The sequence below is a fragment of the Streptomyces sp. NPDC046197 genome (genome assembly GCF_040646295.1).
Taxonomy (GTDB): domain Bacteria; phylum Actinomycetota; class Actinomycetes; order Streptomycetales; family Streptomycetaceae; genus Streptomyces.
On the sequence record NZ_JBEYZY010000048.1, the window covers coordinates 35,437 to 49,351 of the forward strand.

Sequence of the window (13,915 nt, forward strand, 5' to 3'; positions counted from 1 at the left end):
CCCCCACCGAACTGGAGCGTACCGATGGCCTCCGAGGGCCCCGAAGACCTCGTCGTCTCCCAGGCGACTTTGGCGGACTGGCCGGTGATCAGGGGCTGGGCGGCGGACGAGGGATGGAACCCCGGGCTGTCCGACGGCCCCGCCTTCTTCGCGCAGGACCCGGAGGGATTCTTTCTGGGCCGGATCGACGGCGATCCCGTCTCGGCCATCTCGGTGGTCAACCACGGCCCTGACTTCGCCTTCCTGGGCTGCTATCTCGTCCGCCCCGACCTGCGTGGCCACGGTCACGGCCTGGCCACCTGGAAGACCGCCCTGGCCCACGCCGGAAACCGCACGATCGGCCTCGACGGCGTCGTCGCCCAGCAGGGCAACTACCGTCAGTCCGGCTTCCGGCCGGCCCACCGCACGGTGCGGTACACCGGTCCGGCGCCCGCCGCGCAGGCGCCGACGGGCATCCGGCCATGTGGGCCCGAGGACCTGCCGGCCGTCACCGCCTACGACACCGTGTGCCACCCGGCCGAGCGCCCGCGGTTCCTGGCCCACTGGCTGACCGCCCCGGGACACCGCGCCGTCGTGCGCCACTGCGGCGAACGCGTCACCGGGTACGGAGTCCTCCGCCCCGGCCACGACTGCTTGCGCATCGGCCCACTGTTCGCCGACACCGCCGAGGACGCGCACGCCCTGTTCGCCGCGCTGACCGCCAAGGCCGAGGGACGCGAGATCGCCATCGACGTGCCCGACACCAACGCGGCGGGCATCGCCATCGCGCGGGAAGCGGGTCTCACCCCCTCCTTCGAGACGGCCCGGATGTACACGGGCCCGGTACGGCCCTACGCCCATGACCGGGTCTTCGGCGTCACCACGCTGGAACTCGGCTAGGAGGTGTCGAGCGCCGCCTCCCCGTAATCCCGTTGCCGTCGGGGCCTGCCGTTTGCTGGGGTGGGCGCATGGACCACACCGCGGTACTCGCCCTGCACGACCGGCACCTGCGCGAGGGCGCCCGGCCCGACGGCCCCACTGCGCGCGTGGAGCGCACCGCAAACGTGGTGCGCCAGGTGGGCGCGGAGCGGGACTGGAACGGCGTGCTGTGGTCCGGTCTCCACGAGGGCGACGCGGACGCGGCGATCGCCGGGCAGGTCGCGTACTTCACCGCCCTCGGCCGCGCCTTCGAGTGGAAGCTGTACGGGCACGACCTGCCCGTGGACCTCGGAAGGCGGCTGCGGGCCGCCGGGTTCACCCCCGAGCCGGAGGAGACGCTGCTGGTCGGCGAGGCGGCCGACCTGGTCCTGGACATCGAGGCGCCGAAGGGCGTCCGGCTCCTCCCCGTGACCGACGCGGCCGGCGTCGATCTGCTGGTCGACGTGCACGAGCAGGCGTTCGGGGTGGACGGCTCGCGGCTGCGGCACCGTATCCTCGCCCAGCTCGCCGCCGACCCGGAGCGGCTCGTCGCCGTGGTCGCGCTCGCCGGTGACGCACCGGTGAGCGCGGCCCGGATGGAACTCGTGCCGGGCACCGGGTTCGCGGGCCTGTGGGGCGGGGGCACGGTCGACGGCTGGCGGGGTCGCGGCATCTACCGCGCCCTCGTCGCGCACCGCGCTCGCATCGCCATCGAGCGCGGTTGTCGCTACGTCCAGGTCGACGCCTCCGACCAGAGCCGCCCGATCCTCGAACGGCTCGGCTTCGTACCGCTGACCACCACGACGCCGTACGTGTACGTGCCGTAGCGGCGGGCGGTCGTTCAGGCGGTCCGGGCCAGACCGAACGTGTCCGCCAGCGCCTCGACCTGCGCCGTCAGGAGTGTCGCCCCGTCGTGGCCCATGCCCTCGAACTGCCCGGAGACCTCCAGGCCGACGGCGCCGTGCAGATGGGCCCGGGCGAGCACGGCTCCGGCCAGTGCCGTCCCGGCCGCCTGCGCCGGCACGTGTTCCCGGGCCCACGCGTCGACCGCCGCGTTCCCTGCGGCCCATGCCGTCGTCTGGTCCACCAGCGGCAGCACCGCCGCGGAGGGCTCGGCACCGTCGAAGCAGGCCAGGAACGGCCCCAGCACCGCTCGCGCACTGTCGAGCGTGTCCGGCGGAGCCGTGTAGCCCGGCACCGGTGTGCCCTGAGTGAGCAGGTAACGGTGCGGCTCGGCGACCGCCCAGTCCCGAACGGCCGCCGCAAGGGCCCGCAGCCGCGTCCTTGCAGCGGTGCCCGTCGGCAGGGCGTCCGCCGCCGCGGCGACGGCGGCCGCGAGGTCGGCGTACGCGTCCCGGATCAGATCGGTCAGCAGCAACATCGACCTGCCGCACAGCCACACCTGCATCGGCGATGTGGCCGCCGGCCTCGCCACCCTGGGTGAGCGTCCGGCGGTGACGGCCGTGTGTGGCACCTGCCCACCGCGCCCGCCGTCAGCACGCGTGAGATCCACACCGTGATCGAGAAGCGGGTGGCGCGGCCGCTGAACCTCATGGTCCTCGAACAGCCGCGTCCCTTCGGGCCGTTCGACGAGCAGTTCATGACCGTTGGTGCCGCTCGTCTCGGTGCCTTGAGCGCCATGGTCCGCGCTGCCAGAGGTGGCGATCAGTGCCGCGACCACCGTAGCCAGCGCCGCGATAACGGCCACCACGATTGCCTGCCACCGCAGGAGCGTCGCCGCCGGTGAGGGTTGCGGGCCCGGCTCTGGTTGAGGAGAAGGCCCGTTGGCGGCCGGATCGCGGTTGCCTGAAGAAGGTTCTGGTGCTGTCACTGACGTCCCCCGGTCCTGCGCTCTGCCTCGCCCATCATTCCGGAAGCGCCGCCGCGAAGGGACGATTCGCTCCGGCCGAGCCGCGCCCCGGTCGCAGCTGGCTCGGCGCCCGCAGAACGTCGCGGCGAGGACGTCGGCCGCCACGCCGGGCTGCCCGACGCACGCCGAGGCCACGGCCGACCGGAGCATCGGTGACCGAGCCGCCCTCGCTCGTGCGGACTTCTTCCGTGGCGGCGCAGAATGCGGGCGCGGCGTGTCTGAAGTAGTCGAAGATCACCCGCACCCTGTTCGCCGAATCACCCCACCAGGCTCGGCATCCAGGCCCTCGGCACGGGCGGTGACCGCCCGGATATGGGCTACGTCGTTGGCGGCCGCCTTGGCCGCGGAACACCTCGGTCATGTCCGGTTCGGCGTCCAGGGCCCAGACCGAGTCAGCGTACGGTGCGATCGAGACCGACCAGGATCTGCCGCTCATTGACGGTCAACGGCGGCCCCGACAGGGAGGGCAGCGGGGAGCCGTTGAGGGTGGCCAGCAATGCTCCGGGCCGCACCAAGCGTGTGGGACCGGACTTGAGGCTGGTGACGTCCCAGAGGGCAGATGCGGCCGGGTAGGAACCCGTGGCGGCCCGCGTCAGGCGGCGTGCGTACCGCGCGGCGAGTTTGTCCGCCTGGGTGGGCGTGCCGCCCCGCACGCCGGGATACAACAGGTCCTGGCTGACTGCAAGGGTCCAGGCGGCGTTCACCGACTTCGCCGCTTTGCGCTGGGTACGGCGGGCCAGTCCGGGAGCGGCCAGACCTTCCCGGGTCACCTCGCGATGCAGCACCCGCGCGCCGAGTGCGGCCACCGACATGCCCTGCCCATAGGCCGGGTTGAAGGTGGCCAGGGCGTCACCGAGCGCGACAAATCCTTCCGGCCACAGCCGTGCGTTTTCCAGGTAGCGGCGGGCATTGCTGGTGCTGCGGCTGACGAACACGTCGGTCAGGGGCTCGGCGCCGGAGATGAGCCGGCCCACTATGGGGTGCGGCAGATCGAGCGCGTACTGCAGGAATCCGGCCGGGTCGGCGTTTGGTTCGCCACCACGGCTGCCTGCCAGGCTCACCATCCAGCGGCCGCCCTCTATCGGCACGACCGTGCCACTGCGGGCCGGCCGGGACACGTAGGGGTTGGCCTGCACGACGGTGAGGGGAAAGTCCTGGGCCCCGGCGGGGACCCTGTAGATACGTGTTGCGTTGACCAAGCCGGAGTCGATGGCGCGTTCGCGTACGCCGAAGCAGCCGAGGAGGCCGAGCCAGCGTACGATGCGGGAGCCGCGCCCGCTCGCGTCGACGACGAAATCGGCGTCCAGCCCCACCTCTTGGGCCCCACTGGCGATTCGGACGCCGCACACCCGGCTCCCGCTGCCCATCGGTGAGGTGACCTGAGCCTTGCGGATCTCCACATTGGTGTTGGCCAGCACCGCCACGCGCACGACCCAGTCCAGCAGGGCACGGCTGCAAGTGATCATGCTGGGTCCGTCGTGACGCCAGCGCCGCAACCAGCCCTCTGAGGTGAGCGCCACCAAGCCTGAACTCAGGGATGTCTCGTGAGCGCCGGCGGCCAGCAGATGCTTGCGCATGCTCACCCCCGGCAGCAGTCCGTCCATGGCGTACAGGCCGCCGGGCATGAGCAGGTGGGCGTGGCGCCCTTGGGGGAGCCCTTTGCGGTGCTCCGGTCCGTCGGGCAGGTCGTCGCGCTCCAGCACGATCACCTCGTCGGCCACCGTCGACAATGCGGCTGCGGCCAGCATGCCTGCCAGACCGGCGCCGATGACGACAGCTCTACGCGACATGAGGCTCCTTGTATTCAGCCAAGTGTTCAGCCAAGCGAGGTCTTCACCGTACCTTCACGGAAAGCGTCAGTGGCAGGGGAGCACGTGAGGGCGTGCGACAACTCCAACAGCCCGCTCGTGCCGGATACTTCAGCCGCATTCAGCCGGTACGTGCTCGGGGCTTCCAGAGGCTCCTCGTGTGCGGCAGCGCGGCAGGCTGCGTCGGCGAGCATGACCGCTTCGGAGACGACGCGGGCCTGGTGCGGGGTGCGGCCGGCATTGAGGGCGGCCTCGAACGCCGTCTGCCGGACCGTCTCGTCGAAGTGGTGTGCGAGGTCGAGCAACGCGTCGTGGATGGACACCTCCAGCCAGTGCAGCCGCTGTTGTGGAAGATGCCACCACGACGGGGAGGGCTTGGGGGCGGTCGACGCGAACTGCACCTTGCGCCACAGCGGTCGCAACTCGCGCAGAGCGCCCATGCTGTGCCACTGGGCAGCGGTTGCGGGCACCAGCCGGGGCAGGACGAACCCCACGGAGCAGATCAGGGCTGCCAGGGACGCCATCGGCGGCGCGACCGTGGTGGAAAGGAAATCCAGGTCGTGATCGGTCCAGCGGGCCATGACCGCGGTGTACTTGGTCAACAGGAAGCCCACGAAATCCACCAGGGCGCCGATGAGGATCAGCCGCAGTCCGGTTCGCAGCAGGCCACCGACTTCACGCCCCCACTTCACGCACACCGAGCACATCGTGAGGATGGCCGCGCCGTGCCCGATCAGGTACAGCAGGATCGTCTCCCGCATGTACGCCGTGTTCGCGTAGTACGTGTCGAGGTCCGACAGCCGCTCGGTGGGCGCGTCCGACTTCGCGAACAGCACCACGATCGCGATGATCAGAAGGCTGTAGGCGGCGACACAGCGCCTCACCATCTTCCGGCGCTGGTGACGGGAGCCTCCTCTCCAGTGGACCAGGAGAATCAGCAAAGAGCAGCTGTAGGCGGACATCGTGCCGTAGGTGAGGGGCGCGCCGAAGTTCGGTATGCCGGTGAGTCGGTTGACGGCGCCCAGTGTGAGCGGGGCGGAGCAGACGAACACCAGCGCCCCGAGTGCGATGGCGACACAGGTGGAGGCTGTCAGCGGGTCCCGCAGCGCCGTACGGGGCCGGCGGAAGAGCAGGACGGACGCGGTGGCCAGGCCGATGGCCGCCAGGTACACGACGAGACTCATGCCCGAGTACTCCGTTCAGGTCCGCGTAAGTGGAGGACGGCGAAGCTGGTGATGGCGGACCGTCTCATTTCGTGCCGTTCGCGGGCATGGCTGTGCGTTCGCGGCCTTCGGCGACCGAGCAGGAGGTGGCCAGTTCATCGGCTATCCGTACCAGCGCGGCACGGTCAAGGGGTTGGCTCGACAGCCGGCGGACCGCGCCGGGGGAGGAGGAGCCGGTCAGCGGGGAGTGCTCATCGCGTGCTGCCGCGCTGATGACTGCCGCCCAAGCGGCTGCCTCTGCCCTCTGTCCGTCTCCCGTGACCTGGAAGGCTGCCGCACGGGCGCTTTCGAACAGGTCGAAGTCCAAGAACGCGTCAAGGTGGTGCAGCGCGTTGTGGATGCTCGTCTGGCGCCACATCAGCCGCGTGTCCGGGGAGGGCCAGCGAGGGCGTGGGTTGCGCAAGACCTGACGGACGAGGACACCGTCCAGTTCGCGTTCCAGCGGGCCAAGGCGCACATAGGTACGCCACGAGCGCGCCATGACGGACAGGCGGTGTCCGGCCAAAGGGATCACGATCCCCGCGGTCGACAGCAATGCCCCGAACCCGGCGGCGGCGGGCGAGACGGTCGTGCCGAGCATCGACCAGTCCCGTCCGCACCAGCGGGCCACGACAGCGGTCAGTTTGGAGATGCTGTAACCGCAGTTGAACGCCATGCCGATGCCGAGGGTGACCATCCCCGCCCGCAGCCATCCGTGCACCTCGCGAGCCCACCGCAGTGACAGCACGGTGGTGACGCCGGCGGCCGTGAGATGGCCGACCAGGTACAGAACGATCATCTCCCGGATGAAGGGGGTGGTGGCGTAGAAGGTGTCGAAGTCGGTGCGGCGCTCCAGCGGAGTGTCCCCGATGGCGAAGGTGGCGGCGATACCGCCGAGGAGGATCGCATAGCCGGTTATCCAGCGGCGAGCGGTCCGCTGCACGTGATGTCCGCCTCGCCAGTAGACGATCAGGACCAGGGAGGACGCGCTGACCGCGGTGATCGAGGCATAGGTGAGGGGGGCAGCGAGGTTCCGGATGCCACTTACGTCGTTGATTGCACCCACAGTCGGTGGCGCGCCGAGGAAGAAGGAGAGCCCGGCAAAGCCCAGGACCGAACATATGGCGCGTAGGAAGGGGTCCCGTCGGTGGCGGACGAGGTCGGGAATCTTCACAAGCAGTCCGAGCCACAGCAGGCCGCCGCTTGCATAGTTGATCAGACTGCTCATCGTCCCCGTGTCCCCCGGTAGTTGAGGGCGGCCCCGATGCGTCCGGCGAGCTCATCAGGCCCGTTGCAGTCGGCTGCGTAGACCGAGTCGGCGGAGGCCTCCAGCCAGTGCCGCAACCGACGGCCGACGAGCATGCCGAACTTGTCGGCTTCCTGCTCGGCCCGCAGGCTGAAATCCGTGCGTGCGGCGGCCGGTTGAGCAGAGGCGTCAGCAAGAACATGGTGCAGCGCGTATGCGTCGCCCTGATTCATGTGCCACACCTCGTGACAGAAGATCACGATCTGGTGCCAGATGGCCGCGCGCGCCTCGATGATGACGTCGTCGTGCGCCTCGCATTCGAGCCAAAGTCCCGTGGCCGTGTGGGGCGGGAACGTCTTCTTGTGGACGTAGACCGGACGTCCTCTCCACCTGCTGACCGACTCCACGAGGGCGTCGAAGACATCAGCGGGGTCCGCAGGGAACGGAACGCGGATCGGGTCAATGAGCGCGTTGGCGAGCCGACGCATCTCCTTGCTCGTACGCACCATTCTCCCCAGGAAGTACCAAAGCGTCGGCTTCGGGCAGAAGCCGACCGGGCCCGTCCGACGCCGCTCATGCGTGGCTCAGCGGACATTGAGATCGCAAATATGCCAAGCCTGCGGCCTCTTGCGCCAGTTGCTTCCCGTGCCCGTACAACACCCTGGGGGAGGGGTAAATCGGAACTCGGAGTGGGAATCGGAAGACCACGGCTGTCGTGGTTGGCCAAAACTGATCGACCACCCGAGCACAGCGCGTACGCGGCAGCCCACTCCATCAGGGCATCCGGCCTCTGCTGCGACACGCAGGGGAGGCGTCGAGCGAGCCGGTAGAAGACTCCAGAGCGCCCAGGCCCCAGAAGGGGCGTCCACCGCGCCGCAGACGGCCAGGCTCACCCCGGTGAAGGTGAAGCCGCCGCCCCCCAGGCACTGGTGAGGCGCAGGCGTGGCTGACACCGGGCGGCGGCCTCGGCGCAGGTGCGTCACCGAGCCGGAAGGGGACGCCCCTCGGACGACCCGAGCCTGCCTCATTGCGGACATTCATGCTGTTTTCGCGGTATGTCTGCCATCGTGGGACCCTCGCCCGCCCAACGTGGTCGACCCCACTCGGCGGGGCGCTCGTCCCGCTCGGGAGTGGGCGCCCCGCCGTTCGACGGACAGGAGCATTCGACGGTGGAGCAACCGGAAGTCCTCACCGACCTCGGTGCCGCGAGCACGCACGGCTCGTCGGCCCGCCCGCCCACGTCGGTGACGAAGAAACTCCCCGAGGTCACGCTCGCGTTCTGGATCATGAAGATCGCGGCGACCACTCTTGGCGAGACCGCCGGAGACCTCTTCGCCCAGACCCTGAAGCTCGGCTATTTCCTCACCACGATCGCCCTTTTCCTGGTTTTCGTGGTCACCCTGGTCGTCCAGCTCAGGTCACGCCGCTACAACCCGTTCTTCTACTGGACCGTGATCCTGTCGACCAGCATGGCCGGCACCACCATGTCCGACTTCATGAACCGCGACGCCAGCGCCAAGTACCTCGCGAAGGGCGCGACGTCGCTGGGCTGGGGACCGCAGGGGCTGGGTCTGGGATACCCGGCCGGCGCCGCGATCCTCGTCTCGATCCTGCTGGCCATCTTCACGATCTGGAAGCTGTCCGGGATGACCTTCCAGATCTGTGACATCGTCACCTTCCGTGGTGAGGCGCTGTTCTGGTCGGCGATCCTCGTGTCCAACACCCTCGGCACCTCCATGGGCGACTTCCTCTCCGACAGCTCCGGCCTCGGCTACGCGGGCGGGGCACTGCTCGTCACCGGCCTGCTGGCCGTCCTGGCGGCGCTGATGAAGGTGCCCGCGGTGCCGAACGTGCTGCTGTTCTGGATCGGGTTCGTTCTCACCCGCCCCCTGGGAGCCACCGCGGGTGACTTCCTGACCAAGCCGGTCGCCAAGGGCGGTCTGAATCTGGGCACGGCGGGTTCGTCGGCGGTGCTGCTCGCGATCCTGTTCGGGCTGATGGCCTACGCCCAGGCGCGGGAGCGCAGGACCGCCATTGCGCGGCGGGAGGCGGTCACCCGGCGGGCAGACCGACCCTGACCTACCGGCACGCCGCTCGAGGTCACCTCACCCGTGGTCACGCAGCGGGCCGACGTCGTAGCCGCTTCGGCCGCAGGTGTCGAGGAGACGGGGCAGGGCCCCGAGCGTGGAGCGCCAGGCGCCGGGGGCCGAGGTGCAGTCGGAGTCGTGCAGGAGGATCGTGCCGCCGCCGCGCAGGTCGCGGACGACCGTGCGGTGGACCGACTGCGGCGTGGCGCGGGCGGTCCAGTCCTCGCCCCAGCAGGTCCACAGGACCGGAGTGAGGCGCAAGCGGCGGGCGGCCAGGTGGGCGGCCGTCGACATCACACCGTAGGGGGGCCGGAAGAGCGCGGGAGCCCGTCCGACGAGGTCCCCGACGGTGTCCCGGGCGCGCGCAAGGTCGTCGTAGGTCGCCCGGGGGCCGCGCAGGAGCAGCGGGCGGTGGAGCCAGCCGTGGACGGCGATCTCGTGTCCGGCGGAGGCGATCTCGCGCACCAGTCCGGGTCTTTGGTGTGCCTCGCGGCCGAGGAGGAAGAAGGTTGCGTGCACCTGGCGTTCGGCCAGCACCTTCAGGAAGAGGGGTGTGGACAGCGGGTCGGGGCCGTCGTCGAAGGTGAGGGCGACATGATCGCCCCTGCCCCGGCCGGACAGGCGGGGCATGACCCGGTTGCGCAGCGGCCCGAAGGTGGAGGCGACGGGTGCGGCGTGGGCGGCGGCGAGTGCGGGCAGTACGACGCAGGCGGTGGCGCGGAGCAGGCGTGTGGGGGTCACGGACGACGATCCTCCTGGTGGTGGCCCTCCGGGTGGTTCGCGTGGGTGCGGGGAGCGTCGTCCGGGTCCAGTTCGTGGCCGAGGGCGCGTACCAGGCGGGGGGCCTCGCCGGTGGTGGCTACCGCGGTGCCGAACGCGCCCGCCCATATGGCGCAGGCCACGGCAGTGGTGGCGGCAAGCCGCCGCACGGCCGGGCGGGTCCGCCGGGTGGGGGCGGGCGGGACGGCGGGGCGGCCGCCCGCTCGGCACGCACGGCTGATCTCGGCGGCCGGGCCGCATGCCGCCGCGGTGAACAGTGCGAGGCCCGCCTCGCGCTGGAGCAGCCCGCGCGGTCCGGTGATCAGGTCACCGACGGTCTCCTTCAGGTCGGCGCAACGGCGGATCCAGACGGCGAGCCCTGCTTCCTCCAGTGCGGCGGCGTTCGTCAGCCCGTGGCCCGCTATGCAGCGGTAACTTGCGACCGGCAGGCCCGCGGCGAACGCCTCCAGGGAGGTCAGGCCGCCCGCGTTCTGCACGAGCACGTCCGCGGCCTGCATCAGGCCGGGCATGTCGTCCACCCAGCCGAGGGCATGCTCGATGCCGTCCGCACGCAGCCGCGCCGCCAGTGCCGTGTTGCGGCCGCAGACGACGACCGGCACGGCGGCTCCGCAGTCGCGCAGTTCCAGGGCGACTTGCCGGACCGGCCCGACACCCCAGGACCCGGCGACCAGCAGCGCCAGCGGGGCGTTCTGAGGCAGCCCGAAGCGGATGCGGGCCGCTGAGCGCTCGCGTGAGTCGGCGGGGCGGAACCGTGGATTCGTCACCGGTCCGCACACCCGGACGTCCGGCGCACCGGCGGCGCGGGCCTGGGCCGCGGGCACCGCGTGCGCCGCGAGGTGGATGTCGATGCCACCGGTCACCCACAGCGGGTGTACCGAGAAGTCCGTGAGGTAGGTCAGGGCAGGAACGGCCAGCCGGCCGGCGCGTCGCAGATTGCCCAGCACCCGGCTGGCACCGGGATAGGTGGAGACGACCGCCCCGGTGCCCGGTGGCAGAGCGCGCAGTACGCGGTGCTCCGCCGTACGCAGCAGGGTGCGGGCCAGCGGGCCGCCGCCTCCGGCGCGCTCGGAGCTGCGGTAGATGCGCTGGTACGCCCAGGGCGCGTGCACGAGCATCCGGTGGTAGCCGTCCCGGACGAGCGGGCCGATCCGGGCGGGCAGCAGGTCCAGCAGGTCGATCCGGTCCACGGCGAGGCCGTCGGCCGTGAGCCGGCGGGCCAGTTCGGCCGCGGCGCCGTCGTGGCCGGCGCCGATGCTCGCGGAGACGATCGTGACGCGCTCGGTGGGCGCCGCCGCCGTCGTCGGCGCCGGTGCGGTCCGCAGAGCGGCGGCCGCGAGCGCGCGCAGGTGCGCCGTGCTTCCGAAGTGGGGCATGGGCGTGTTCTTCCGCAGAAGGGCAGGAGGAGCGAGCGCTCCGCGGTTCAGCGATGGCGGAGCGAGGCGGCGAAACTCTACAACATGTAGTAGGTAAGCTCGTACAACATGTAGTAGCTCGCGTGGGTCGCTCCCGACACCCTCGTCCTACAAGCCGTAGTAGTTCAGGGGTAGGCTGGTGCGCCGAATGGAAGGGCGGTGCGTGGTGCGCGACCGGAGGAGCGACGAAACCGGCGAGGCATCCGGCAGGCGGGCCCGCGGCGAGTTGGAGAGCGGTGTGCTGGCCGCCCTGTGGGGTGCCGACCATCCACTGACGGCCCGTCAGGTCATGGAGCGACTGCCCGGGGACCTGGCCTACACCACCGTGCTGACGATCCTGACGCGGTTGTACGACAAGGGTCTGCTCGTCCGGCACCGCGCTGGCCGCGGCTATGCCTACGCGCCGGCCCGTGACGAGGCGTCCCACACCGCCGCACGGATGCGTACGCTGCTGGAGCGAGGCTCCGACCGAGAGGCGGTGCTCACCCGCTTCGTCTCCGAACTCTCCCAGGAGGACGAGCAGTTGCTGCACAGGCTGCTGGCCGGACACGACGCCGGCCACAGCGACGAAGGACAGTGAGCCGGTGGCAGTCAGCGTCTACATCCCCCTCGTGGTCACCGTCGTCCTCGCAGTGCTCGCTCCCCGTGCGGCCCGGCGGCTGCCGCCGCGGCCCGCGGCCTGGTCCCTGGCCTGCGCGGCGCTGGTGTCGGCAACCGGCTGGCTCGGATCGCTGGCCCTGCTGGCGTTCACCGGCTTCGCGCAGATTCCCGAGGTGGCTCGGGAAGGCCACTGGTCGGTGTCCGCGCTGCGTGCCGAGGACCCGGTCTCCTTCGCCGTCGTGACAGTCAGCGCCCTGGCCCTGGCCGCGGGAGTGCTCTCGCTGGGGGTGGCCGCCGTACGGCAGGTCCGCCACGTGCTGTGGGCCCGGAAGGAGTGCGCCCGGGTGCCCGGCGTGACAGAGCTGGCCGTGCTCGACGACGATCTCCCGCAGGCGTTCGCGTTGCCCGGCTCACCCGGCCGGATCGTGGTGACCAGAGGCATGCTGCGCTGTCTCGACGACCGGGAGCGCGAGGCCCTGCTGGCGCACGAACGGGCCCATCTTCGGGCCCGGCACTACCTCTTCCAGGCCCTTTGGCGGCTCACCGCCGCCGTCAACCCACTGCTGCGCCCGATGGCCGGCGCAGGCGCCTTTGTGCTGGAGCGGTGGGCCGATGAGGAGGCGGCGACCCACGTCGGCAGCCGCACCCTGGTCGCCCGCGCCGTCGGGCGGGCGGCCCTGGCCTCCTCCGCCGTGGCCCGCGCCACCGCCCTGGCCGCGACCGGCGGTGCGGTACCCCAGCGGGTACGCGCCCTGCTTGCCCCACCGCCTCCCCGTCGCACTCTGCCCCTGGCGCTGGGCGCCCTCATGCTCACCGTGTGCTGCGCCAGCCTGGCCAACGCCGCGTCCGACAGTGACCGCATGGTCGAGCGCGCACAGCGGGCCCAATGCGCGGCGCAGACCAGCGCGGGCAACGCCCTGGGAGGTGCACCCACTCCACAGGCATTCGACGAATGCTGCGCACATCGTGGTCACCGACACCACTGAGACCGAGGAGCGGGTGAGCCGTCGCTGAGCGGCTGACGGCCGTGCGTGAGTGGGCGGCTCATACGGCGTCAAGTGCGGCTCCGCGCTCGATGAAACGCAGGCCGATCCGTATCACCGAAAGCAGCGTCCAGCACAGGGACGCCCAGTGCGTGACCAGCGCGACGGTCTGGCCATGGTGTGGCCCGCTCAAAAGAGCCAGATCTATGGCTACGGCATCACCGACACCGGACGCGCGGAACTGCGACGCTGGCTCACTGAGCCGGATCTCGACCTCGCGTTCCGAAGTGCCGCCCTGACACCTGTAGCCCCGCGCCCGGCTGAACCCCCGCGCCCCTCGCAGGCGCCAAGATCCGGCAGGCCGGGCTCAGGAACAAGCTTGGAGGAATTCGATGAGTGCCGCGTCACCTCCTCCGGGCGTTCCTGCTGAGTCCAGTGTCCGCAGCCCTCCAGTTTGAGGGGCTTGCGCAACAGGCTGGGCATCAGGTGGGTGAGTTTCTCGATGAGTTCGGGTGTGCCGGGGAAGGCGGGCACGACGTCGCGGTCGCCGTAGATGTACAGGGCGGGCCGGGTGACGGCAGCGCCGTGCCACGGGGCGGTGAGTTCCCAGTTGCGGTCGAGGTTGCGGTAACAGTTGAGAGCCCCGGTGAAACCCTCGGTGAAACTCTCGGTGAGCGCGTCGAGGTCGTCCTCGGTGAACCACTGCGGCAGCGTTTCGGGGTCCGGCATGGCCGCGAGCCAGCCGCGCTCGGGATCAACCAGTGGCTGCTTGCGCTCGCCGGCGTCGGGGGCGTCGCCGGAAGCCCAATAGACGAACTTGCGCAGAGCGGTGCGTGTATCCTGCGCGAACTCGGCGTCGGCGACACCGGGGCGGTTGAAGTAGTTCCATTGACATCCTCGCCCCCCTAACGGAGGGCGATTCCCGTCTGCCGTGTCGTTGTCGGGCGTGGCTCCGGGCGGGTTCCTGCTTCAACGCGCTGTGCCGGTAGGGGTACCGGTCTTACCTGCGCTCCACGGGCTGACACGGCCA

12 protein-coding genes and 2 pseudogenes are annotated in these 13,915 nt (G+C 70.7%); 6 read left to right on the forward strand and 8 right to left on the reverse strand.

Annotation, left to right across the window (positions count from 1 at the left end):
- Window positions 1-24: 24 nt before the first annotated feature.
- A complete protein-coding gene (locus tag AB0A61_RS37015; RefSeq protein WP_361302722.1) occupies window positions 25-879 on the forward strand; it encodes a GNAT family N-acetyltransferase in 855 nt (284 codons plus the stop codon).
- A gap of 68 nt (window positions 880-947) precedes the next feature.
- Window positions 948-1,724 carry a GNAT family N-acetyltransferase gene (locus AB0A61_RS37020; protein ID WP_361302725.1) on the forward strand — a complete coding sequence of 259 codons (777 nt, stop codon included), beginning with the start codon at window positions 948-950 and terminating at the stop codon, window positions 1,722-1,724.
- Between the two features lie 14 nt (window positions 1,725-1,738).
- On the opposite strand, the gene AB0A61_RS37025 is transcribed toward AB0A61_RS37020, so the two are convergent.
- Window positions 1,739-2,332 carry a TetR-like C-terminal domain-containing protein gene (locus AB0A61_RS37025; protein ID WP_361302728.1) on the reverse strand — a complete coding sequence of 198 codons (594 nt, stop codon included), beginning with the start codon at window positions 2,330-2,332 and terminating at the stop codon, window positions 1,739-1,741.
- Here AB0A61_RS37025 and AB0A61_RS37030 point away from each other — a divergent pair.
- Window positions 2,274-2,500, forward strand: a pseudogene (locus AB0A61_RS37030) (epimerase); the annotation flags it as partial. The gene AB0A61_RS37025 and the pseudogene AB0A61_RS37030 sit on opposite strands and share 59 nt — an antisense overlap.
- 659 nt (window positions 2,501-3,159) lie before the next feature.
- Here AB0A61_RS37030 and AB0A61_RS37035 read toward each other — a convergent pair.
- The 4 genes from AB0A61_RS37035 to AB0A61_RS37050 form a co-directional block, all read right to left on the reverse strand.
- On the reverse strand, window positions 3,160-4,557 hold the full coding sequence (locus AB0A61_RS37035) for a pyridine nucleotide-disulfide oxidoreductase (RefSeq protein ID WP_361302731.1): 1,398 nt from the start codon (window positions 4,555-4,557) through the stop codon (window positions 3,160-3,162).
- Window positions 4,558-4,583: 26 nt separating this feature from the next.
- Window positions 4,584-5,759 carry an MAB_1171c family putative transporter gene (locus tag AB0A61_RS37040; protein ID WP_361302734.1) on the reverse strand — a complete coding sequence of 392 codons (1,176 nt, stop codon included), beginning with the start codon at window positions 5,757-5,759 and terminating at the stop codon, window positions 4,584-4,586.
- A 64-nt stretch (window positions 5,760-5,823) separates the two neighbouring features.
- Window positions 5,824-7,005 carry an MAB_1171c family putative transporter gene (locus AB0A61_RS37045; RefSeq protein WP_361302737.1) on the reverse strand — a complete coding sequence of 394 codons (1,182 nt, stop codon included), beginning with the start codon at window positions 7,003-7,005 and terminating at the stop codon, window positions 5,824-5,826.
- On the reverse strand, window positions 7,002-7,529 hold the full coding sequence (locus tag AB0A61_RS37050; protein ID WP_361302752.1) for a toxin: 528 nt from the start codon (window positions 7,527-7,529) through the stop codon (window positions 7,002-7,004). Before AB0A61_RS37050 ends, AB0A61_RS37045 begins: the two co-directional genes overlap by 4 nt.
- Window positions 7,530-8,192: 663 nt before the next feature.
- Between AB0A61_RS37050 and AB0A61_RS37055 the strand changes: the two genes are divergently transcribed.
- Window positions 8,193-9,101, forward strand: coding sequence for a hypothetical protein (locus AB0A61_RS37055; protein ID WP_361302740.1), 909 nt, complete (start codon window positions 8,193-8,195; stop codon window positions 9,099-9,101).
- 27 nt (window positions 9,102-9,128) lie between these two features.
- On the opposite strand, the gene AB0A61_RS37060 is transcribed toward AB0A61_RS37055, so the two are convergent.
- Complete coding sequence (locus tag AB0A61_RS37060) at window positions 9,129-9,851, reverse strand: polysaccharide deacetylase family protein (protein WP_361302743.1); 723 nt, start codon at window positions 9,849-9,851, stop codon at window positions 9,129-9,131.
- Entirely contained in the window at window positions 9,848-11,263 is a 1,416-nt protein-coding gene (locus tag AB0A61_RS37065; protein ID WP_361302746.1) for a glycosyltransferase, read from the reverse strand. The genes AB0A61_RS37060 and AB0A61_RS37065 overlap by 4 nt, the downstream gene beginning before the upstream one ends.
- 205 nt (window positions 11,264-11,468) lie before the next feature.
- Between AB0A61_RS37065 and AB0A61_RS37070 the strand changes: the two genes are divergently transcribed.
- Together AB0A61_RS37070 and AB0A61_RS37075 are read left to right on the forward strand one after the other, a co-directional pair.
- The gene (locus AB0A61_RS37070; protein ID WP_361302755.1) at window positions 11,469-11,882 is read left to right on the forward strand and encodes a BlaI/MecI/CopY family transcriptional regulator; all 414 of its coding nucleotides are present in this window, start codon (window positions 11,469-11,471) and stop codon (window positions 11,880-11,882) included.
- A 4-nt stretch (window positions 11,883-11,886) separates the two neighbouring features.
- Window positions 11,887-12,888 carry a M56 family metallopeptidase gene (locus tag AB0A61_RS37075; protein ID WP_361302749.1) on the forward strand — a complete coding sequence of 334 codons (1,002 nt, stop codon included), beginning with the start codon at window positions 11,887-11,889 and terminating at the stop codon, window positions 12,886-12,888.
- Between the two features lie 364 nt (window positions 12,889-13,252).
- Here AB0A61_RS37075 and AB0A61_RS37080 read toward each other — a convergent pair.
- Window positions 13,253-13,791 (reverse strand): annotated as a pseudogene (locus AB0A61_RS37080) (alpha/beta hydrolase); the annotation flags it as partial.
- Between the last annotated feature and the right edge of the window lie 124 nt (window positions 13,792-13,915).